This window comes from Kitasatospora sp. NBC_00374 (genome assembly GCF_041434935.1).
Classification (GTDB): domain Bacteria; phylum Actinomycetota; class Actinomycetes; order Streptomycetales; family Streptomycetaceae; genus Kitasatospora.
The window spans coordinates 4,609,836-4,631,329 of record NZ_CP107964.1 but is presented as its reverse complement, the minus strand read 5'-3'; the positions used below and the strand labels follow the sequence as shown (position 1 = coordinate 4,631,329).

Sequence of the window (21,494 nt, the reverse complement as noted above, 5' to 3'; positions counted from 1 at the left end):
CTTGACGGTCGGCGCGACCCTGGTTCTCGGACGAGGAGGTCCCAATGACAGCGGTCCACTACGAGAGCTACACCGAAGCCCGCGCACACCTGAAGGATCTACTGGACGCAGCCGGGCAGGGCCGGGTCGCGACCGTTCGCCGGGACACCGGGTACGCGGCGGTGGTCGACGCGGGGCGGCTGCGCCACGCGCTCGCGCTGCTGTGTCCGTCCAAAGCCGAGGTGGTCGCCGAGGGCGGTGGCTGGTCGGTGTTCTTCCCCGGCCTCCCGGTCGCTGCGGATGGCGGCACGTTCGATGAGGCCATCGACGAGATGGTCGACGCGATGCGCGAGTACGCGGAGGACTGGCAGGACCGGCTCCTGAACGCGCCCAACCATCGCGACAACTGGGGCCTGGTCCAGTTGATCGGCATCAGCGACGACGCGCAGCTTCGCGATTGGCTGCTCGGAGTTGCGAAGTGACCTGGCCTCAGCCGACCCGCGAACGGCACGAGCAGTTCTGCAAGGTCGAAGGCTGGGACCGCGTACGTGACGCGCGCGGCCGCACCGGCACCCACCACGTCACCTATGAGCTCGGGCTCCCCGATGGGCGGATCCTGCGTACTCGGGTATCGCATCCGGTCGACCGCACCGCGTACGGCGCGAGCATGTGGGTGCACATCCTCCGCGATCAGCTGGACGTGACGGAGGATGTCTTCTGGCCGTGCGTCCTGGACGGCACGCCTCCCGATCGAGGCGCGCCTGAGCCACAACGCGAGGCGCTTCCAGTTGATCTGGTCTACATGTTGATCAACCGCGTCGGACTTACCGAGGACCAGGTCGCCGAGCTGGACAAGGCCCAGGCGATCGCGCGACTCCAGCAGTTCTGGACCGAGGGGCACTGATTCCGGCCGCTGGATCGCGGCCCGGGACCATCCGATCTCCGTAGGCGAGCCCTACGCGCGGGAAGGACAGGCGTCAGCCCCTCAGCGCCCGGTCGTCGAGACGGCGCAGCAGGCCGGGCAGGTGCCGATGCTCCTCGCGGAGCGCGGCCAGCCGCTGCCGGAACTGGAGGCCGCGTCCGACGTGGTCGCAGGCGTCACGGAGCTGGACCAGGAGTGCCACGGCGGTGTCGTAACGGGCCGCCTGCTTACGGGCGACGTGGTTCTCGACCTCGTGCCAGACCGCTTCCTCGTCGGCAGCCAGGGCGGTCAGCTTCTTCGCCCGCGCCTCGGCTCGAACCCCGTCTGCGCGCTGTCGGCGTTCGGTGGCCCGCGCATGCGCTGCGTCCAGCAGTTCTGCGGCCGAGCGCTGGCCCGGCACGGTCACCGCAGACGGCTCACCACGCAGGCGGCACAGGACTTCGGCACCCAGCTGAGGCTCATCACCCAGTGCCAGGCGCAGCAGGATCCCGTTCTTCTCGGTCTCGGGAAGCGCGGCGATCAGCGGCGCCAACTCCTTCTTCCCGGGCCGATTCCGAGAGGCGGGGGCGGGCGGGCTGGCCTGGGCGGCGACCGCCAGCAGGTCGGCGTCGACACGCAGGAAGTCCGCGAGCGCTCGCTGCGGTGCAGTGAGCCGGTCGAGCCCGGCCGGGACCGGAGGCTCGACCGCCTCCTGGTAAGCCTCCTCCTCGTCGTCCTGGAGCCCCCAAACGCCGATGGCGGACAGCCATGCGAGGTAGAGGGCACGATGATCCCCGGAGGCCAACTCGGCCCGAACCCCGGCGATGGCACCGAGCGAGTCCTCGGCGCCCTCCTCCCAGTCCCCAGCCTCGTCCTCACTGCACAGGTTCAGGACGAGGTGGGTCTCGGTCGTCCATGCCTCGACGCACTCGTCGAAGCAGTACGGCTCCAGCGCCCGCAGCGCGAGCTGCCCCTTGGGCACCCGCAGGATCACCTGGTGGGTGCCCCAGTTGGTCAAGTAGAGGTGAGCGTCGTAGTACCGCTCCACCATCCGCCTCGGATCACCGCGGAAGTTGCCCCAGTGGTACTCGTTGGTGAAACTGGTCGCCGTGATCCGGGCCCGGGTCGACAGTGATCGCAGCTGCTCCTGCTCATCGCTGGTCAGCGGCCGGTCGATCGCCAGGAACTCGTAGTACTGGTACTCACTCATCGCTGCGACCCTAGCGGGACCCCCGACCACCGATGATGGCATCGGTCATGCCCGAAGCAGACAGGAAGCGCTGATGGATCCCGAGCAGCCACGCACCGTCGAGCAGATCCGAGGTCTCGTCGGCTGGATCGGCGCGGGACGCAAGCTCACCCAGACGGGGAAGGTGGCCCTCGCGGATGGGCGGGCCCTGGTCACACTCCTGGAGACCGGCGACACCGTCGACCCGGCCATCGGTGACAGGACCTTCAAGACCAAGTCCACCCAGGAGCTCTACCACCTGAACCTGCTGGTGGAGTGGGCCAAGGCGGCCCGGCTGCTTCGGGTCGCCGGCGGGCGCCTGGTGCCCGTCAAGAAGAACGCGCGCGTGGTGGAAGACCCCGAGCGCCTCCTCGACGCACTGTTCGGGGCCCTGCCGCGCATCGGCGAGGCGGTGCTCCCCTCCGGATGGCTCGGCTCGATGCTCGCGGAGGAGTACCCGGCCGGGCTGCGGGCGGTACTGACGAGCCTCTACGCCACCGACCTTCCGGTGCCGGAGCAGAAACTGCGGGCTGCGGTGTGGGACACACTGTCCGGGTTCTTCGTCCTCGACAACCTTCCCGAGGACCGTCTTCGCCTCCTGCGCCAGAGCAACGACCGCGACGTGGACCGCCTCCTCACTGCGCTCAAGGGCCTCGGGGCCGCTCAGCAGACTGGCAAGTCCGTCACTCTCAGCTCGGTCGGCCGTCAAGCCATGGCCCGGCTTCGCGGGGAGCCGAGCCCTGGTGACCCGGTCCACGAACTCCGCATCCAGCTCTCCGACGTGGACCAGCCTTCGGTCTGGCGTCTCGTCCAGGTACCGGCAGGCATCCGCCTCGACAGGCTGCACCAGGTCATCCAGGCAGCCATGGGCTGGCGGAACTGTCACCTGCACGCCTTCAGCGCGAACGGCGTCCAGTACGGACGCCGCTCCGCCGAACTGGACTTCGTGGACGAGACCACCGCTGTCCTGGACAGCCTGGTCAAGGAGGATGGATGCCTCGATTACGACTACGATTTCGGCGACTCGTGGGAGCACCGGATCACCGTCGAACGCCGGATGACAGCCGAGGCCGGCCACCACTATCCCGCCTGCGTGGACGGCGCCGGAGCCTGCCCACCTGAGGACTGCGGCGGCCCGGGCGGGTACGAGGACCTCAAGCGGACCCTCCAGGAATCCGCCGACCCGGCGCACGAGGACCTGCTTCGCTGGCTCGGTCTCAAGACGGCAGCCGACTTCGACCCGGCCCACTTCGACCTGCGCGAGATCAACCGGCAACTGCGCACCCTCGACTGACGAGCACAGGCTGATCCCGAGGCTCCGGTTGACGCCACAGTTGACGCCGACCGCCGTGCACGATGACGTCCGAGGCCGCGCTTCTGCGGACCGCGGAAGCGCCCAAATCAGGGTGTTCCGGCGCCCCGGCTTGACCTGAAGAGCGGAAGGTCGCCGGTTCGACCCCGGCCCTGGCCACAGCTGCTGAACAGCACGAAGGCCCCACCGAGACTTCTCGGTGGGGCCTTTTGCGTGCCTCCGCATGCCCTGCGACGCAATACTTTGAGGTGCCGATCGGCGCACCTCAGGAGGCCCCGCACGTGAATCCGGAACACTTCGCACTGCTCGAGGAGGCCCGCCGGAGCCTGCCCGACGGGTTCAAGGTCGAGATCTCGGGCGACACCATCGTCATGATGGTCAGCCCCTCGGGTATCCACCAGCGGAACCTGCTGATGGTGCGCCGCCAGTTCGACGCTCACGCCCCGGCGGGGCTGCTGCCCAGCGAGAACACCGACCTCGTCTCCCCCAACGTCGGCAAGAGCCGCAACCCCGACCTGACCTACCTTCCCGACGAGGCCCTGGAGACGACCGACAACCAGGTCCCCGCCGAGGCCGCCGCCGTCGCGGTCGAGCTGGTCTCCCCGTCCAACCCGGAGAACGACTGGGTCGGGAAGGTCAGGGACTACCCGCTCATGGGGATCCCGCTGTATCTGCTGATCGACGCCGGACAGAAGACCGTCACGCTGTTCAGCCGACCCGACGGGACGAGGTACCACCGCCGCGAGGACGTCGACTTCGGCGAGCATCTGCACATCCCCGAGCCGTTCGGCTTCGACCTGGTCACGAGCGGGCTGCTGCCGTACTGACCGCCCCGGTCCGGCCGGCCCCCTGGGAGACGGGACCGGACGGGCCGGGGCGGTGTCGCCACCTTCACCCACTGTCGACCACAGGGGGTGAAGATTAATCACATCATGTGACATTAATCGATCTTTTACTCCTCCTCTCATCCGATCGGCCCTGCCCGCGACCGGGCCCGGGCCGCCCGCGCCGCCCGGGCCGGACATCCGTCGATCGGGCCGACGCCGTAGGCTGCCGACCATGAGTGCAGGGGGTGTGGACCCGTCCCGGGGGCAGAGGGTGGCTAGCATCGCGCTGGCCGCGGTACTGACGGTCGGAGTGGCCGGCCTGCTGGTGTGGCTGAGCGGACGGTTCGGCTGGCACTGGGGCTTCGGCTGGCTGGCCGCGCACGGCGTGGTCAAGGCCGCGATCGCGATCCCGGTCGGGGTGGCGGCGCTCGGCGCCTGGTGGCGGCGACGCCGGGCGGACGGTACGCCGGAGGACCTCGCGGGCGACGGCACGGACGGCGCCTCGGGCGCGGCCTCGGACGGCTCGACCGCGACTCCCCCGGCGGAGCCCGGCGCCTGACGGGGCGTCACAGCGTCACGAATCGGCCAACCGTGCCGAGGGGCACCGGCGACCGGCGTATGTTCTCGGCTCCCGGAGGGCGTCCGTCCGAGTCGCGCGCCGCGCGCTCCGCCGGCTCCGGGGCCCTGTCGGACACCACCGGAAGGCAGACCCCCGATGCCTCAGCCAAGCCGTGTCGTACTGACCAAGACCGCGCCCGCCGTCTCGCTCACCAGGCGCGGGGTGACCTCCGGACTGATCCGGGTCAATCTGAACTGGAACTCGCCACAGGCGGCCGCCCAGGCCCGGGTCAAGGCGGCGAAGGGGCTGTTCGCGACCGTCCGGGCCGGCCTGCTGGCCGGCTCCGCGAAGGACATCGACCTCGACCTCGGGTGCATGATCACGTTCGCCGACGGGCGCCGGACCGCGGTGCAGGCCCTCGGCAACTCCTTCGGCGCCGCCCACCGGTTCCCCTACGTGGAGCTGGACGCGGACGACCGGACGGGCGCCCGCGCGGCCGGCGAGAACATGACGATCAACCTGGACCACCAGGGCGAGTTCGCCACGCTGCTGCTGTTCGTCTACATCTACGAGGGGGCGGGCGACTTCCGCGGGCTGGACGCCGTGGTGACCCTCTCCTCCGACCGGGGCGACCGGTTCGAGGTGCGGCTGGACGACTGCCCGCCCCGGGCGCACGCCTGCGCCATCGCGCTGCTCCGCCGGCAGCAGGGCGAGCTGGTCGTCAACCGCGAGGTCCGCTGGTTCACGCCCGAAGACGGGGCGGGCGTCCAGGACGTGATCTCCCGGGCCTACCGGCTCGGGATGAAGTGGACGCCCGCCCACAAGTGACGCCCGGCGCCGGGCGGGACCCGGCCACCCCGGGTCGTCACCCCAGGCCGTCACCCCGGGTCGTCACCGCAGCCCGTCACTACATCCCGTCACTCCATCCCGTTGCGGCGGAACGGCAGGTACGGGGAGCCGTCACGGGCCTCCGAGCCGGCGCTGCCCGGGAAGTACGGGTACGGGATGACCTGGGAGACGGTGCCCTGCGAGCCGTTGTCCTCCAGCCCGATGTAGCGGGTGTGCGCCGCGTCCGCCCAGCCGCCGAACAGGACGGTGTGGCCGCCGGCGATCAGCGCGTCCCCGGGCTGGAGGTCGTCCTTGCCGATCCGGTGCGCCACGTTCTCCTTCATCAGGCCCCAGGTGTTCAGGCCCGGCCCGGGCAGGCCCCAGGCCGCGGACACGAAGCCGGAGCAGTCGTCGCGGTAGCCGTTGGTGAACGCGGACTGGCTGTAGCCGATCCGGTGGTTGATGCGCTCCAGGGCCCGGTCGACGGCGTCCTTGCGCTCCTTGGACAGGCCCTCGGTCTTGGGCTCGGCCTTCACCCCGGCGCCGGTGGTGGTGTGGTGCTTTCCGGGGGACCAGGCGTCCCAGTTGCCGGTGGTCTTCCAGTCGCCGGTGCCGGTGCCCTGCGGGTAGTCCTCCCGGGCACCACCGCCGCCCCCGCCCCCGCCCCGGGGGGACTTGGGCTGCTGCTGGTGGCCACCGCCACCGCCCTTGGAGCCGCCGGCGCCGTCGATACCGGTCTTCGGCCCACCGCCGCCGCCCGGGGACTTGGGCTGCCCGTGGTCGCCCTTGAGCTTCTTCTTGAGCTCTTCCTCGATCTTGTGCTCGATGTCCTGGTACTCGCCCATGACGGACTTGATCTTCTGGATGTCCTCGGCCAGCTCCTTGGTGAGCTTCTCCTTGGTCGCCTGAAGATGCTCGGCCCGGGCCTTGATGTCGCCGACGTCCCTCATCAGCTGGCCCGTCACCATGGCGAAGCCCGGGATGCCGGCGAACTGGCTCGCCGCCAGGTCGGTGGCGGCGGCCTTGGCGATGGTCGCCTTGATGTGCCCGAGCTTGCCGTTCAGCTCGGTCATCCGCTGCTGCAGCTTCTGCCAGTCCTGCTGGATCTTGGCGAGCTCGTGGATCTGGACCATGAACTGCTCGGTGCCCATACGGCAGGTACCCCCTGTACCGGTCGGAGACTGCGCTGGTCGGAGACTGTGCGTGTCTGTGAAGGAAGAAGACGGCGCTCGGTGCGCCGGGATCAGTAGATGTCGGCCAGTCGTTCGATCGACTTGCCCAGGCCGTCCAGCTCGTCGGCCACCGCCGACAGCTCCCGGACCCGGCCCTGCGCGTGCTGGACGAAGGCGTCGGCCGCCGCACCGTGCCAGGTGAGCTTGCCGAGGGCGGAGTTGACCTCCTGCCCCAGCTGGTCGACCTCCTTGCCGAGCGCCTCCAGCTCGGCGGCGATCTTCTTCAGCTCGGCGTCGGCGTCGCCGAACATCTTGCTCAGCGCCCAGTGCGCGATCTCGGCCGGCGCCATGACGATGTCCTTGCCGACTTCCAGGGCCGCGCCGCCGAGGTCCTTGACGTCGTCCCACAGCTCGCCCGCGAAGCTCACAGCCGTTCCCCCGTGGAATAAGTAGTACTGCCGGATGATCCGTCAGATGCTAGCCAAGCACCGAGCGACGACAACGGCCGCCCCCGTCCGCAGCTCGGACGGGGGCGGCCGGGGGTCCGACGGCACGGTCGGACGGCTGATCAGCGCAGCTCGGACGGGGGGATGTTGTAGTTCACCCGGAACAGGTTTCCGGGGTCGCGCTCGGCCTTCAGTGCGGCCAGCCGACGGTAGTCCCCGGGGGCGTAGCAGGCCCGGACCCGGTCGGCGCCGGTGTCGTCGATGCCGAGGAAGTTCACGAAGGAGCCGCCGGTGCCCCAGGGCGCGAGCCTGTCGTGCAGCAGTCCGTGCACCCGCCGGATCTCCTCCAGCCGCCCCGGCTCCACCAGGTAGGTGGAGAACAGCATGTAGGCCGCGTCCCGGCCGCCGGCCGCGTTCGGCACCCGGGGGGTGCGGGCGTACGCGCCGCCGTGGTGCCGGATCTCCAGGATGACCGGCGCCCCGGCCTCCGGGCCCGCCAGCGTGAGCAGGGTGTCGACGGCCGCGGCGTCCAGCTCCCGCAGGGCGGTGTTGCGGTCGTAGGCCGCCACCGGCATCGGCGGCTCGTGGTGGATCGAGCCGCACTCCGGGTACGGCAGCTCGCGCAGGCTGTCGACCAGGGCCGGGCCGAGCTCGCGCAGCGGCGCGACCAGGCGCTCACCCTCGGCGCGCCCGCCGCACCAGGCGATCCGCACATGCGCCACGAAGCGGCCCCGCAGCGGTTCGGGCAGCACGGGCAGGTCGGGGTAGTGGATCAGCTGGATCGAGGAGGACATCTCCTCGGGGACGGTCCTGGTCCACGCCGCCCAGCCGTGCAGCACCTGCGCCGCCGACTCGCCGGGGAAGTACAGCCCGCCGCCGAACAGCCGCTCCACCGGCACCAGGTCGATCTCCATCGAGACCACCACGCCGAAGTTGTCCTTGCCGCCGCGCAGCGCCCAGAACAGCTCCGGCTCGCTCTCGGCGGTGACCTCCAGCAGCCGGCCGTCGGCGGTGACCAGCTCGAACCGGCGGACGTGGTCGGCCGCGTAGCCGTACCGGCGGCCGAGCAGGCCGATGCCCCCGCCCAGGGTGTAGCCGACGGCGCCGACGTCCGGGTTGGATCCGCTGAGCGGGGCCAGTCCGTGCGGGGCGGCCGCGGCGATCACCTGGTGCCAGCGGGCGCCGGCCCCGACCTGCGCGGTGCGGGCCACCGGGTCGACCCGGACGCCGTCCATCCGGGCGGTGCTGACGACCAGCTGCCCGTCGGTCGGCACCGAGACGCCGTGGCCGGTGGCCTGGACGGCGACGCCCAGGCCGGCCTCGGCCGCGTGGCGGACGGCGGCGGCCACGTCCGCGGCGTCCACCGCCCCGACCACCAGCGCGGGGCGGTGGTCCAGCGCGAGGTTGTAGCCCCGCCGCTCGGCGTCGTAACCCTCGTCACCCGGCCGGAACACCGGCCCCGATATCCCGATCATGCCGTCGACGCTAGCCGCCGGGCGGTCCCACCGCGCCGCACCGCCGGACGGTGTGTCAGGTCGGCGGGCACCGCGGGGCGGCCGGGCCCTAGGGTCTGGCTCAACCGATCTCGTACGGCCTGGTCAGCACCTCCAGGCTGTGGCCGCTCGGATCCCGGAAGTAGACGCCGCGGCCACCGTGCCAGTGGTTGATCCGGCCGGGCTCCCGGTAGAAGGGGTCGGCGAAGATGGGCAGTCCGCGCTCCTGGACCCTGGCGAAGATCTCGTCGAACTCCTCCTCGGAGACCAGGAAGGCGTAGTGCTGCGCGGTGAACTCGCCGTCCTGGTGGAGCACGTCGAGGGAGACCTCGTTGCTCATCTGCACGACCAGGAAGGGCCCGTAGGGCCGCGGCTCGGGGAGTCCGAAGACGCCGGTCAGGAGCTCCGCCGTCGCGCGGGGGTCGTGCGCCAGCACGATGGTGTGGTTCAGCTGGATGGCCATGATGCCTCTTCCCTTTCGGTTGAACCGATCGTCCGAGCTTCCTGACCGACGGTAGAACTTCCACTCGGCTTTAAGTCAAGTGTGAAGTAAACTACACGATGCAGTGCAACCCGTCGGGATCGTGGAGAGGGACAGGATGGCCGCCGACAACAAGCCGATGGAGGCACCCGCGCGCCGGGGGCTGCCGGAGAAGCGCCAGGCCATCGTCCGGGCGGCCCGGACGGTCTTCGGCCGGGAGGGCTTCACCCGGACCAGTGTGGATGTGATCGCCGCCGAGGCCGGCGTCTCCAAGCGGACCATCTACAACCACTTCACCGACAAGGAGCAGCTGTTCCAGGAGGTGATCCTGGCCGGGGCCAGCGAGGTGACGACCGCCCAGGTCGAGATCGCCGACCGGCACCTGCGCAAGATCGTCGGCCTGGAGCAGGACCTGGTCGACTTCGCGCTCGACCGGGTGGCCTCGCTGACCGCCTTCGCCGACCACTGGGCGCTGGTCCGCACGATCGAGGCCGAGGCGCCCCGGATCCGGCCCGCCGTCCTGGAGGCCTGGCAGGAGGCCGGCCCGCGCGAGACGCACCGCGAACTGACCCGGCGCTTCGCCTCCTTCGCCGAGCGCGGGCTGCTCGACGTGGACGACCCGCACCAGGCCGCCGACCACTTCAACCTGCTCACCTTCATCAGCGTGACCCAGCCGTCGTTCTACGGCGCGATCCCGCTGCCGCCGACCCGGGTCACCGAGATCGTCACCCACGGCGTACGGACCTTCCTGCGCCTCTACCGACCGGCCGCGGCCGGCTGATCGGAGTCCCGCGATGGCACTGACGACGGTGGACGTCGGGCCCGGCGAGCGCGCCCTGGCGACCGACGTGGCGCCGCTGATCAGGGCGCTGCGGCCGGGCCTCGACGCGGCGGCCTTCGACGCCTTCGTCCACGAGGCGTCCCGGCAGGGCCTGGTGTTCACCGCGGCCTACGACGACGCGGGCCGGTGCCTGGCGGTGGCCGGGCACCGGGTGCTGGCCACCAGCCGGGGGCGGCTGCTGTTCGTCGAGGACCTCGTCACCGCCCCCGAGGCCCGTTCCACCGGTGTGGGCGGGCACCTGCTGGCCGTCCTGCGGGAGCGCGCGACGGCCGCCGGGTGCGTGCGGATCGAGCTCGACTCCGGGGTCGCCAACCACGGCGCGCACCGCTTCTACCACGCCCAGCGGATGGCGGTGAGCGCGTTCCACTTCGCGCTGGAGCTGCCCGCCTGAGCTCCTCCGGCCGGCCCGTCCGGCCGCCCCCGCGGGACTGTGTCAGTTCGGTTGTTCGACTTGACGGACCGTCCGGACCGCCTTTGACCCCCCTCCGCGGCGCTGGCCAGTATTCCGGCCATGGGCGAAAACACCAGCGGCATTGCGCCGCTTTTCCAGGTCCGGGCGGAGATTTCGGTGTCCGCGGAGCCGGCCGACGTCTATTCCGTGGTCAGTGATCTCGCTCGCAGTGGCGAGTGGAGCCCCGAATGCCTCGGCGGCGAATGGGTCGTCGGCGCTCCCGCCGAGGTGGGCTCGGTGTTCCGCGGCGAGAACCTCCGTTCCGAGGAGGTCGTCTCCTGGGCCCCGGTGGTCCGCGGCAAGTGGCACACCCACTCCGAGGTGGTCGCCGCCGAGCCCGGCCGCACCTTCCGCTGGGCGATGCACGACGGCGCCGGCAGCAAGCAGGACAGCGTATGGGCCTTCGACATCGAGGCCGCCGAGCCGGGCCGCAGCCTGCTCGTGCACCACTTCCGGATGGGCACCGCCACCGAGGGAATCCGCGGGATCACCGCCGAGATGGACCGCGACGAGAAGCGGAAGTTCTTCGCCGACTGGGCCGAGAAGCTGGAGCAGGACCTCGCGGAGACGCTCGGCCGGATCAAGCTCGTCATCGAAAAGAACTGATCGATCCATTCCTGTGGATGAGAGGGCGGAAAGGTGTTTCTGCAGCGCATAGGAAACCAGGGAATCCGGCTGGGGACGCTATTCGAGCGAGCGGCCTCCAAGCACGGTTCGAACGTCCTGATCCTGGACCACGACCTCGACATCGCGCCCGGGCTGGGCCGTCGGGCGACGGTGGCCGAGGTCGCCGACCTGATCGACGACTTCGCCGCCCGGCTGTGGGCCGCCAAGGTCCGCCCCGGACAGCGCGTGGTGGTCTACAAGTCGGACGGGTTCGACATCACCCTGCTCGCCTGCGCCGCGGTCCGGATCGGCGCCGTCCCGGTGCTGCTCTCGCCGAAGCTCGACGGCGAGACGGTCGCCGAGCTGGTGCGCCGGACCGACGAGCCGTTCCTGCTCACCGACCAGGCCAAGCTGGAGAACGAACTCCCCTCCTCGGTCTTCGAGTTCGCCGACAGGGTGCTGCTGACCTCGGGCAGCCACCGGGGTGCCACCGAGCTCGCCGCGCTGGCCGGCTCCCCCCGGGTCGCCCCGGTGACCATGCCCGCCGACCACCCGACGCTGATCACGCACACCTCCGGCACCACCGGCACCCCGAAGCTCGCGGTGCACACCGGCCGCACCCTGCAGGCCCGCTACCGCCCGCAGGCGACCGTGATGAGGCCGCTGGTCCCGGGCCGCGAGACCATCGCGATGCACGTCTCGTTCGTCCACTCCCGGCTGATCACCGCGCTGGCGATCTCGCTGTTCCGCGGCTTCCCGATCGTGGTGCTCCGCGAGTCGGACCCGAAGCACGTCGCCGACCTGTTCGCCCAGCTGCGCCCCGGGATCCTGGAGGCGCACCCCAACTCCTTCATGGAGTGGGAGGAGCTCGCGGACGACCCGCGCCGCCCGCTGGCCAACGTCCGGCTGTTCAGCAGCACCTTCGACGCGATCCACCCGCGCACCGTGCAGCGGATGCTGGGCGCCTCGGAGCGCCGGGCCCCGGTCTTCGGCCAGCTCTACGGGCAGAGCGAGATCGGCCCGGCCGTGGTGCGCTCGTTCTCCAGGCGGCGCGGCCAGGACGCCGACGGCCGCTGCGTGGGTGTGCCGTTCCCCGGCTTCACCGAGGTCCGGGTGGTCAGCCGGGACGGCAAGGAACCCTCCGAGACCAACCCCGGGTACATCGAGGTGCGCAGCGACGGCCGGATCGTCACCTACCTGGGTGAGCAGGCCCGTTACGACGCCCAGGTCAACGACGGCTGGTGGCGGATGGGTGACGTCGGCTACCGCACCAAGTGGGGCTGCGTGCACCTGCTGGACCGCGAGGTCGACCTGATCGAGGGCTTCGGCTCGACGCTGGCCGCCGAGGACACCCTGTTCGCCCGGCTGGAGCAGCTCGCCGAGGTCGTGATCATCCCGGGCGAGGACGGCCGGGCCGTCCCGGTGGTGTGCACCAAGGACGACGTACCGCTCGACCTGGCGGCCTGGAAGGCCGCCGCCGCCGCGCTGCCGCCGATGGCGGACCCGGTGCAGTGGCGCATCGGCGATCTGCCGCAGACCGCGACCACCAAGATCAAGCGCCTCGAACTGGCCCGGCTGCTCGCCTCCGGCAGCACCGTGGCCGGCTGACGGGCCGGGGAGAGACGATGTCCAAGGTAGTCATAGTCGGCGGCGGGATCGGCGGCCTCGCCGCCGCCCTGGCCGTCGCCCGGCGCGGTCACCGGGTCACGGTGCTGGAGCGCGCCCCCGAGTTCGCCGAGATCGGCGCCGGCATCCAGATCGCGCCCAACGGGATCCACGCCCTGGAGCAGCTGGGCCTCGGCGACGCCGTCCGCGAGTCGGCCGTGCACATGGCCGAGCTGCGCTTCATGGACGGTGTCACCGGCGAGCACGTGGTGAGCCTGCCGCTCACCGAGGAGTACCGGCGACGGTTCGGCAACCCGTACGTCGTCGTCCACCGGGCCGAGCTGCACAGCCTGCTGCTGGCCGCCTGCCTGGCCACCGACGGCATCGAGCTGCGCAGCAGTGCCACCGCCGTCGGCTACGAGCAGGACGGCCGCAGCGCCACCCTGCTCCTCGCGGACGGGCAGCGGGTGAGCGGGGACGCGCTGATCGGCGCCGACGGCATCAACTCGGCGATCCGGCGGCAGCTGGTCGGCGACGGCGGCCCCCGGATCTCCGGGATCACCGTCTACCGGGCGATCATCCCGATGGAGCAGGTGCCCGAGGAGCTCGGCGGCCGCACCTCGGTGACCTGGTGGACCGGCCCCGGCTGCCACTTCGTCCACTACCCGATCGCCGGCGGCAAGTACCTCAACCTGGCGGCCAGCAGCGACAACGGCGCCACCGAGGAACTGGCCGGCGTCCCGGTGGAGAAGGACTTCGTGCGGCAGCGGTTCGCGCCGCTCGGCGAGGCCGCGCACCGGCTGCTGGAGCTCGGCGAGGGCTGGAAGTCCTGGGTCCTGGTGGACCGCGACCCGGTGGCGAACTGGTGCGACGGACGGGTCACCCTGCTCGGCGACGCCGCCCACCCGATGCTGCACTACGCGGCGCAGGGCGCCTGCCAGGCCCTGGAGGACGCCGTGCTGCTGGGCGACCTGCTGGACTGCTCGGCGGACGAACTCCCGCAGCGCTTCGAGAAGTACAACGCCGACCGGCGCGAGCGGACCGCCAGGGTCCAGCTCACCTCCCGGGAGAGCATCCGGCTGTGGCACCCGGCCGGCGAGGCCGCCCGGGCCCGCAACGCCATGCTGCGCTCGCTCTCCCCCACCCAGCTGCACGACCAGGTCGCCTGGATGCACGGCGCCCGGAGCTTCGGCCAGAACGGAGAGCAGAAGTGACTGCCAGCCAGACCGAGATCTGCATCATCGGAGCCGGCCCGCGCGGCCTGTCCGTGCTGGAGCGGATCTGCGCCAACGAGCGCCGCACGCGCTCGCGCCGATCGGTGACGGTGCACGTGGTGGACCCGTCCGCGCCCGGCGCCGGGCAGGTCTGGCGCACCGACCAGTCCCGCCACCTGCTGATGAACACGGTGGCCTCGCAGATCACCGTCTACACCGACGACAGCGTGAACGTCGACGGCCCGATCGAGCCCGGACCGACCCTGTTCGAGTGGGCGAAGTCGCTGACCGCGGCCGGCGGCCACGACGCCGGCACCCTCGCCGAGGCCCGCGAGCTGGGCCCGAACACCTACCCGACCAGGGCGTTCTACGGCGCCTACCTGCACGACAGCTTCCAGCGCGTGGTGCGCGGCGCGCCCGGCCACGTCACCGTCGAGGTGCACACCTCGCGGGCCGTCGCGATGGCCGACACCCACGGGATCACCGGCGGCCCGCAGGGCGTCCGGCTGGAGGACGGCACCCGGCTGAACCGGCTGGACGCCATCGTGATGGCCCAGGGCCACGTGCCGGCCCGGCTCACCCCGCGCGAGGCCAAGACCGCCAGCCTGGCGCGGATCCACCACCTCACGTACGTCACCCCGGCCAACCCCGCGGACATCGACGCCGGTGTGGTCGCGCCGGGGCAGAACGTGCTGCTTCGCGGGCTCGGCCTCAACTTCTTCGACCACATGGCGCTGTTCACCCTCGGCCGCGGCGGCGAGTTCGTCCAGGACGGCGAGCGGCTGGTCTACCGGCCGTCCGGCCAGGAGCCCAAGCTGTACGCGAGTTCGCGGCGCGGCATCCCGTACCACGCCCGCGGCGAGAACGAGAAGGGCGCCCACGGCCGGTACTTCCCCCGGCTGCTCACCGCCGAGCTGATCACGGACCTGCGGCGGCGCTCCGAGGACGGGCAGCGGGTGCACTTCGGCACCGACCTGTGGCCGCTGATCGCCCGCGAGGTGGAGAGCGTCTACTACGGCACCCTGCTGGACTCGCTGGGCCGCGGCGCCGAGCGGGAGGCGTTCACCACCCGCTACCTGGCGGCCGAGCGCGGCGAGGACCGGGCCGAGGTGCTGGACGGCTTCGACCTGCCCGCCGCCGACCGCTGGGACTGGGAGCAGCTCTCGCGGCCGTACCAGGACCGGGAGTTCGCCGACCGCGCCGACTTCCACCGGTGGCTGCTGGCCCACCTCGCGCAGGACGTCCGGGACGCCAGGGCCGGCAACGTCAGCGGCCCGCTCAAGGCCGCCCTCGACGTGCTCCGCGACCTGCGCAACGAGATCCGGCTCGCGGTCGACCACGGCGGCCTGGAGGGCAACTCGCACCGCGACGACCTGGAGGGCTGGTACACCCCGCTCAACGCCTTCCTGTCGATCGGCCCGCCGGCCTCCCGGATCGAGCAGATGATCGCGCTGATCGAGGCCGGGGTGCTGGTGCTCACCGGGCCGGCCACCGAGATCCGGATCGACACCGAGCAGCCCGCCTACGTGGCGCACTCCCCGGTCGTCCCGGGCGAACCGGTCCGGGCCTCGGTCCTGATCGAGGCCCGGCTGCCCGAGCCCGACCTGCGCCGCACCGACGACCCGCTGCTGCGTCACCTGCTGGACACCGAGCAGTGCACCACCTACCGCATCTCCGGCTCCTGCGGGTCGAGTTACGAGACGGGCGGGCTGGCCGTCACCGAGCGGCCGTACCGGCTGCTGGACGCCCGCGGCCGCGCGCACCCCCGCCGGTTCGCCTACGGCATCCCGACCGAGTCGGTGCACTGGGTGACGGCGGCCGGCATCCGCCCGGGCGTGGACTCGGTGACCCTCGGCGACTCGGACGCCATCGCGCGGGCCGTCCTCGCCCTGCCCGAGACCGCCAGCGTGCCGGACGCCGTCCGCCCCACGCCGGCCGAGACCGACCTGCTGGGCATCCTGGTATGACCCCGGCGGACACCGACGCCGGCCTGCTCTCCCCCGTGCGGGCCGGCACCCCGGTCGAGGCGGCCGTCGGCGACCGGGCCTGGCTGCAGGCCATGCTGGACGCCGAGGCCGCCCTCGCCCGGGCCCAGGCCGCCCTCGGCACCCTGCCGAAGGCCGCCGCCGACCTCGTCACCGCGACCGCCCGGGCCGAGCGCTTCGACCTGCGGGCCCTGGCGCTCGCCTCCCGGGAGACCGCCAACCCGGTGGTCGGCCTGGTGGCCGCGCTCACCCGCGCCGTCGCCGGCACCGACCCGGCCGCCGCCGAGTACGTCCACCGCGGCTCCACCAGCCAGGACATCCTCGACACCGGCGCGATGCTGGTCGCGGCCCGGGCCCTGCGCCTGATCCGGGCCGACCTGGCCCGCACCGCCCGGGCCCTGGCCGCCCTGGCGGCCGAACACCGGGACACCCCGATGGCCGGCCGCACCCTGGCCCTGCAGGCGGTGCCGACCACCTTCGGCCTCAAGGCGGCCGGCTGGCGGCAGCTGGTGCTGGACGCCGACCGCCGGCTGGCCGACCTGCTGGACCACGGCCTGCCGGTCTCGCTCGGCGGCGCCGCCGGCACCCTGGCCGGCTACCTGGAGTACGCCAGGCTGGACGGGGCCGACGCCTCGTCCGAGGTCGCCGACTACCCCGAGCGGTTGGTGGCGGCCTACGCCGAGGAGACCGGCCTCGCCCGGCCGGCCCTGCCCTGGCACGCACTGCGCACCCCGCTCGCGGACCTGGCGGCCGCGCTGGCACTCACCACCGGCGCACTCGGCAAGATCGCGGTGGACGTGCAGTCCCTGACCCGGACGGAGGTCGGCGAGGTCACCGAGCCGACCGCCGCCGGGCGGGGCGGCTCCTCCGCCATGCCGCACAAGCGCAACCCGGTGCTGGCCACCCTGATCCGCTCGGCCGCCCTGCAGGTCCCGGCGATGGCCGGGGCGCTGACCCAGTGCCTGCTGTCCGAGGACGAACGCTCCGGCGGCGCCTGGCACGCCGAGTGGCTGCTGCTGCGCGAGTGCCTGCGGCTGGCCGGCGGCGCCGCGTACACCGCGGCGGAACTCGCCGAGGGCCTGCGGGTGCACCCGGAGCGGATGCGCGCCAACCTCGGGCTGACGGGCAGCCAGGTGGTGTCCGAGCGGATCGCCGCCGTCCTGGCCCCCCGGCTCGGCAAGGCGGCGGCGAAGGACCTGCTCAGCGACGCCTCCGACACCGCGCGGCGCAGCGGCCGCCCGCTCGCCGAGGTGCTGGCCGCCGCGCCGCAGCTCACCGGGCTGCTCGGGCCCGGGGAGCTCGCCGGGCTCTGCGACCCGACCGGGTACACCGGCGCCGCGGGCACACTGGTCGACGGCGCGCTGCTCGACGACCCGCCGGCCGGCTGAGCCGGCCCTCCGAACACCACGCCGATCCCCCGCGGCACCCGGTGCCCCCGGCCCTCCCCGGCCGGGGGCACGGTCGCGTTCCCGGCCGCCCGGCGCGCCGCCGCGTACGGCCGTCCTCGTGAAGCGGTGTGCCGGTACCGTCCGAGGGTGGGAGCGTGGTGCGACAACGCGCGCGCGGCGACAGGAACGGTGGGGAGCCCGTGGACGAGTGGGCACAGGCGATGCGGCGGCTGGTCCCCGGCTCGGAGTTGAGCACGCCGGACCGCCGGGCCTTCGAGGCACTGGACTCCGCCGCCGGTCGTCCGGCGGCCCCCGCGGGCCCGGTCCGCGGCCGGGCGGTCGACCAGGCCCGGCTGCCCCCGCTCGGGGCGAACCTGGACGAGCTGTCGCCGGCCGACCTGGGCATCGTCCCCGAGGTGGTCGACCGGGTCCGGCTGATCGCCCGGCTCTGCGGCCTGCCGTTCGCGCGGGTGGCGCGCGATCCGGGCCTGTCGCTGATGCCGGAGTTCGGGCTGCCCGGCACCGTGGCGTTCTCCTTCCACCCCTCGCGCCGGCTGGACGACGTCACGGGCAGCCTGGAGGGCGAGCTCGGTCCGGCGATGCCGCTGTGGGAGGCACTGATCGGCGGAATGGGCCTGCGGCTGCTCCCCGCCGTGCTGCGGGCCGGCGGCCTGGACGTACGGCCCGGCGGGCCCGGCGGCGAGGAGCTGATCTGGGGCGTGGCCCGGCCACTGGCGATCACCGTGCCGCCGTCGGGAGCGGTCCCCGCGCCGGTCACCGCCCGGCCCGGTGCCGAGCCGGGCGTCGACCCGCAGGTACTCGCCCGGGTGCGCCAGCTCGCCCGGCTGTGCACCCTGCCGTTCGCGCACACGGCCGGCGGTACGGGCCTGCGGCTCACCGCGGAGCCGGACCGGCAGGGCCGGCGTACCGGCCGCACCGTGGTCGGCTACCAGCCCCCGCAGCCGCTCGGCGACGCCGCGGCGCAGGACCCGGACGGGCCGGCGGGCCGGCTGCTGGGCGCGCTGGCCCAGACCACCGACGATCTGCTGCTGGCGCTGCTCCCGGCGGCCGGGCTGGACACCCGCCGTGACCCGAGGACGCTGCTGCTGGTGGTGCACGGCATCGTCGGCCCCCCGCCGCTGCGGCTGTGACCCGACGGGCGCCCGGGCAGCCGCAGGCCCCCGGCGCGGGGGCTGCGCCGGGGGCCTGCTGGGCCTGGGGCCTGGAGGGCCTGGGGGATCAGTCGCGGATCAGTCGCGGATCACCGTCTTGGTCCGCATCAGGAACTCGCCGAGGTAGCTGTCGTGCGGCACCCCCGGGCGGATCCAGTACGTCGGATGGTCGCCGCGGTAGACGTTGCTGATGCTCGGCTCGTCCAGCAGCCGGTCGACCAGACCGTCGTCCCCGCTGAGCACGGTGACCACCAGGCTGTCGCGCAGCGGGGCCGTGCCGGCCTCCGGCGTCCAGGGCCCCACCCACACGCAGGGGAAAGGCAGTTCGATGCCGGCCTGGGGCGCGTCCGGGCGGTCCAGCTGGTGCACCGCGGGGCGCAGGACGGCGCTGCCGTCGCCCAGTTCCCCCACCACGCCGTCGCCGCCGAGCCAGGCCCTGGTCCCCTTGGCGCGGGCGAGCAGGAAGCTCTCGATGCCGCGGGCGGCGGCCACCGGCTGGACGGCCAGCACGGCCTTCTCGTCCTCGGGCGGCAGGCTCGGGATGGTCTCCAGCCGCTCGGCGATCGCCTCGGCCAGCGGCCCGGGGTCGCCCTCGACCAGGACGGTGGTGGCGTTGATGCAGGCCACGCCGCCCTGGTGGCTGATCGAGTCGACGATGGTGTCGAGGTGCTCGCGCCAGTCGGTGTCGGCGGTGATCAGGATCTTCGAGCGGCCGGGGCCCTGCGGCAGCACGTTGCTGCCGGCGTACTTGCGCACCACCTCGTCGCCGCCGTAGACCAGCCCCAGGTCGGCGCCGCGCAGCACCTCGTCGGCCGCCGCGTGGTCGGTCGGCAGCAGCACCACCTGGTCGGGGCCGAAGCCGGCCAGCCGCAGCGCGGTGACCAGGCGGTGCGGGGTGAACGGCTCGCGGCGCGACGGCCGGACGGCGACCCGGTAGCCGAGCGCGAGGGCCTCCAGCCAGAGCGAGTGCGGGCCGGGGTGGTTGCCCGCCGCGTGCACCGCGAACACCTGCCCGCGGCGGGCCCAGACGGCGCTGCCGCGCAGCGTGGCGTCGGAGCGCCATTCGCTGACGGCCCCGGCGGGCTGGGCCTGGTAGGCGGCGAAGCCGGCCTGCTCGGCGGCGTCCACGATGGCCGCGGTGGCGTCCCGGACGACCGAGATCGGTACCCCGGAGACCCGGCTGACGGTGTACTCGTAGGTGGCGAAGTCCAGTCCGTCGATGGCCTCCTCGGCGAAGATCCGTCCGGCCCGGGCCAGCGCGGCGATCCGCTCCTCGGCCGGCAGGCTGGTCGCCCGGTGCAGGGCGGCCATCGTCCGGGTCACGAACAGCGCCGGGACCAGCCCGAGTTCGGCCACCGGCCGGCCGGTGACGTCCGGTACCACGATCCGGTTGCGGGCCCGGAAGGGCCCGTTCGGGCCGAGCGCGTCCAGCGCGATCAGGCCCTCGTTCTCCTGCCGGGCCATCTAGTAGACCCCCTCGATCACGGTCTCGTTGTCGAACTCCTGGACGGGCGCGATGTCGGCGACCGAGTCGCCGATCAGCCCGGGCAGCGGCTCGATCCGGATGCCGGTGTCGCGCTCCAGGTTGTTGGGCATCAGCAGGCTCTTGCTGAGGTGGTGCATGACCACCTGGCCGCGCTCGCCGTAACCGACCGTCCCACCGGTCGCCGGGTCGATCACACCGAAGCTCATGTACGGCGAGTACGGGTCGTAGATGCACGGGTCGTCGTCGGTCAGGCCGTGCCGCTCGCTGGCGTTGCCGAGGATCATGGTGCTGCCGTAGCCGCTGTACAGGACGGCGTTGGGGAACACCTCGGTGCGGTAGAGGTGGCGGGTGTCCGGGTCCATCTGGGTGCCGACCCAGTTGATCGCCTTCACCTTCTCGTCGACCAGCTTGGCCAGGTCGGGGCGGCGGGCGATCCGCTCCAGCACCGGCGGGGTGCACATCAGCACGCCGATGTCCTGGGTCTGGAGCAGGTAGCCGACCTGGTCGACGATGTGCTCGGCGTACGCGCCGGCCTCGGCGCCCTTGCCCTCGGAGATCAGCTTCTTGACCCAGCGCGGGTCGAGGTCGACCGTGAAGGACAGGCCGCCGCGGACGGCGGTCTGCTGCTTGATCACGTCACCGACCATGTGCGGGCCGTTGGGCGCGACGGTCAGCCAGTTGACGCCCTGCGGCACGCCGTGGCCGTCCAGTTGGGCGCTGCTCCAGGCGAGCAGCTTGTCCAGCCAGTCGCGCAGCAGCACGATCCGCTTGGGGGCGCCGGTGGTGCCGCCGCTCTCGTAGACGCCGACCACGTCGGGGCGGTCGCCGTAGCCGCGCGGGATGAGGTCCTCGGCACGGACGTGGCGCAGTTCGTTGGCGAGGTTGGGGAAGCGCGTCAGGTCCTGGTGGGTACGGATGTCGGTGAGCGGGTCGAAGCCCAGGTCCCCCGCCCGCTCCAGCCAGAACGGCGAGCCGGTCTCGGGCGAGAAGTGCCAGCGCATGGCGGCGCGGAGGAACTCCTCCGGGTCGGGCTGGGCGTCGAAGGGCAGGTCCAGCACCGGGTCAGCAGCGGGCGACACAACGGTTCCTTCCAACGGGGTCGAGGAGTGCGGGGCGGGGGCGGGGCGTCAGCGGTCGGTGCCCGCGGGGTTGTCGATGGCGTACCGCCAGATGCCGTCCGGGCCGCGGCGGGCCACGTCGGTGGCGGTGCCCCGGTCGTGCACCGGGGTGCCGTCGGGGGCGGTGCCCTCGATCAGGTAGTCGCCGATCAGCAGGGCGAGGTCGCCGTTGACGTAGGCGTGCCGCAGGGTGAGCCGGATCGGGACGCCGAGGGCGAGGAACTCGGCGTTGGCGGCCCGGCGTTCGTCGCCGGCGACGGTCCGCCCGGGGGTGGTGACGAAGAGCGCCCCCGGTTCGAAGAGCCGGTCGACGGCGGCGAGGTCGCCGGAGTTGAAGGCCGCCTGGAAGGCGTACGGCAGGTCGGCGGCCTCGGTCGGCAGCGGGTGGAGGACGGTGGTCAC

General features: G+C 72.6%; 22 protein-coding genes. 14 read left to right on the top strand and 8 right to left on the bottom strand.

Going from position 1 to position 21,494, the window contains the following annotated elements; genetic code table 11:
- Positions 1–44 precede the first annotated feature (44 nt).
- On the top strand, positions 45–461 hold the full coding sequence (locus tag OG871_RS20835; protein WP_371498480.1) for a prevent-host-death protein: 417 nt from the start codon (positions 45–47) through the stop codon (positions 459–461).
- Complete coding sequence (locus OG871_RS20830) at positions 458–883, top strand: cytotoxic translational repressor of toxin-antitoxin stability system (protein WP_371498479.1); 426 nt, start codon at positions 458–460, stop codon at positions 881–883. The genes OG871_RS20835 and OG871_RS20830 overlap by 4 nt, the downstream gene beginning before the upstream one ends.
- A gap of 73 nt (positions 884–956) precedes the next feature.
- Here the strand turns inward: OG871_RS20830 and OG871_RS20825 are convergent, their stop codons facing one another.
- Positions 957–2,090, bottom strand: a complete 1,134-nt coding sequence (locus OG871_RS20825) for a hypothetical protein (protein WP_371498478.1) — start codon at positions 2,088–2,090, stop codon at positions 957–959.
- A gap of 73 nt (positions 2,091–2,163) precedes the next feature.
- On the opposite strand from OG871_RS20825, the gene OG871_RS20820 reads away from it, so the two are divergent.
- The 4 genes from OG871_RS20820 to OG871_RS20805 all read left to right on the top strand — a co-directional run bounded on the left by OG871_RS20820 (position 2,164) and on the right by OG871_RS20805 (position 5,634).
- Entirely contained in the window at positions 2,164–3,402 is a 1,239-nt protein-coding gene (locus OG871_RS20820) for a plasmid pRiA4b ORF-3 family protein (RefSeq protein WP_371498477.1), read from the top strand.
- Between the two features lie 299 nt (positions 3,403–3,701).
- Positions 3,702–4,247, top strand: a complete 546-nt coding sequence (locus OG871_RS20815; protein ID WP_371498476.1) for a Uma2 family endonuclease — start codon at positions 3,702–3,704, stop codon at positions 4,245–4,247.
- A 271-nt stretch (positions 4,248–4,518) separates the two neighbouring features.
- Positions 4,519–4,806 (top strand): hypothetical protein, encoded by a 288-nt coding sequence (locus OG871_RS20810; protein ID WP_371498475.1) that lies wholly within the window; start codon positions 4,519–4,521, stop codon positions 4,804–4,806.
- Between the two features lie 156 nt (positions 4,807–4,962).
- Positions 4,963–5,634 carry a hypothetical protein gene (locus OG871_RS20805; RefSeq protein ID WP_371498474.1) on the top strand — a complete coding sequence of 224 codons (672 nt, stop codon included), beginning with the start codon at positions 4,963–4,965 and terminating at the stop codon, positions 5,632–5,634.
- Positions 5,635–5,723: 89 nt separating this feature from the next.
- Here OG871_RS20805 and OG871_RS20800 read toward each other — a convergent pair whose 3' ends face one another.
- The 4 genes from OG871_RS20800 to OG871_RS20785 all read right to left on the bottom strand — a co-directional run bounded on the left by OG871_RS20800 (position 5,724) and on the right by OG871_RS20785 (position 9,208).
- Positions 5,724–6,785: a hypothetical protein gene (locus OG871_RS20800; RefSeq protein ID WP_371498473.1), complete on the bottom strand. Its 1,062-nt coding sequence runs from the start codon at positions 6,783–6,785 to the stop codon at positions 5,724–5,726.
- A 92-nt stretch (positions 6,786–6,877) separates the two neighbouring features.
- Entirely contained in the window at positions 6,878–7,234 is a 357-nt protein-coding gene (locus OG871_RS20795) for a WXG100 family type VII secretion target (RefSeq protein WP_371498472.1), read from the bottom strand.
- Between the two features lie 140 nt (positions 7,235–7,374).
- A complete protein-coding gene (locus OG871_RS20790) occupies positions 7,375–8,727 on the bottom strand; it encodes an FAD-binding oxidoreductase (RefSeq protein ID WP_371498471.1) in 1,353 nt (450 codons plus the stop codon).
- Positions 8,728–8,827: 100 nt separating this feature from the next.
- Complete coding sequence (locus OG871_RS20785) at positions 8,828–9,208, bottom strand: VOC family protein (RefSeq protein ID WP_371498470.1); 381 nt, start codon at positions 9,206–9,208, stop codon at positions 8,828–8,830.
- Between the two features lie 136 nt (positions 9,209–9,344).
- Between OG871_RS20785 and OG871_RS20780 the strand changes: the two genes are divergently transcribed.
- From OG871_RS20780 to OG871_RS20745, 8 genes are all read left to right on the top strand, one after another.
- On the top strand, positions 9,345–10,007 hold the full coding sequence (locus OG871_RS20780; RefSeq protein ID WP_371498469.1) for a TetR/AcrR family transcriptional regulator: 663 nt from the start codon (positions 9,345–9,347) through the stop codon (positions 10,005–10,007).
- 13 nt (positions 10,008–10,020) lie between these two features.
- On the top strand, positions 10,021–10,458 hold the full coding sequence (locus tag OG871_RS20775) for a GNAT family N-acetyltransferase (protein WP_371498468.1): 438 nt from the start codon (positions 10,021–10,023) through the stop codon (positions 10,456–10,458).
- A gap of 120 nt (positions 10,459–10,578) precedes the next feature.
- A complete protein-coding gene (locus tag OG871_RS20770) occupies positions 10,579–11,124 on the top strand; it encodes an SRPBCC family protein (RefSeq protein ID WP_371498467.1) in 546 nt (181 codons plus the stop codon).
- 33 nt (positions 11,125–11,157) lie between these two features.
- Positions 11,158–12,732: an AMP-binding protein gene (locus OG871_RS20765; RefSeq protein WP_371498466.1), complete on the top strand. Its 1,575-nt coding sequence runs from the start codon at positions 11,158–11,160 to the stop codon at positions 12,730–12,732.
- Positions 12,733–12,749: 17 nt separating this feature from the next.
- Positions 12,750–13,943 carry an FAD-dependent oxidoreductase gene (locus OG871_RS20760; protein ID WP_371498465.1) on the top strand — a complete coding sequence of 398 codons (1,194 nt, stop codon included), beginning with the start codon at positions 12,750–12,752 and terminating at the stop codon, positions 13,941–13,943.
- Positions 13,940–15,910, top strand: a complete 1,971-nt coding sequence (locus OG871_RS20755) for an FAD/NAD(P)-binding protein (protein ID WP_371498464.1) — start codon at positions 13,940–13,942, stop codon at positions 15,908–15,910. Before OG871_RS20760 ends, OG871_RS20755 begins: the two co-directional genes overlap by 4 nt.
- Positions 15,907–17,316: a 3-carboxy-cis,cis-muconate cycloisomerase gene (gene pcaB / locus OG871_RS20750; RefSeq protein WP_371498463.1), complete on the top strand. Its 1,410-nt coding sequence runs from the start codon at positions 15,907–15,909 to the stop codon at positions 17,314–17,316. The genes OG871_RS20755 and pcaB overlap by 4 nt, the downstream gene beginning before the upstream one ends.
- A 200-nt stretch (positions 17,317–17,516) precedes the next feature.
- On the top strand, positions 17,517–18,467 hold the full coding sequence (locus OG871_RS20745; protein WP_371498462.1) for a hypothetical protein: 951 nt from the start codon (positions 17,517–17,519) through the stop codon (positions 18,465–18,467).
- 99 nt (positions 18,468–18,566) lie between these two features.
- Here OG871_RS20745 and OG871_RS20740 read toward each other — a convergent pair whose 3' ends face one another.
- The 3 genes from OG871_RS20740 to OG871_RS20730 are packed head-to-tail and all read right to left on the bottom strand — an operon-like array spanning position 18,567 to position 21,494.
- Positions 18,567–19,952 (bottom strand): aldehyde dehydrogenase family protein, encoded by a 1,386-nt coding sequence (locus OG871_RS20740; protein WP_371498461.1) that lies wholly within the window; start codon positions 19,950–19,952, stop codon positions 18,567–18,569.
- Complete coding sequence (locus OG871_RS20735; protein WP_371498460.1) at positions 19,953–21,053, bottom strand: phenazine antibiotic biosynthesis protein; 1,101 nt, start codon at positions 21,051–21,053, stop codon at positions 19,953–19,955. It lies immediately after the preceding gene.
- 48 nt (positions 21,054–21,101) lie between these two features.
- On the bottom strand, positions 21,102–21,494 hold the full coding sequence (locus tag OG871_RS20730) for a DUF4440 domain-containing protein (protein ID WP_371498459.1): 393 nt from the start codon (positions 21,492–21,494) through the stop codon (positions 21,102–21,104).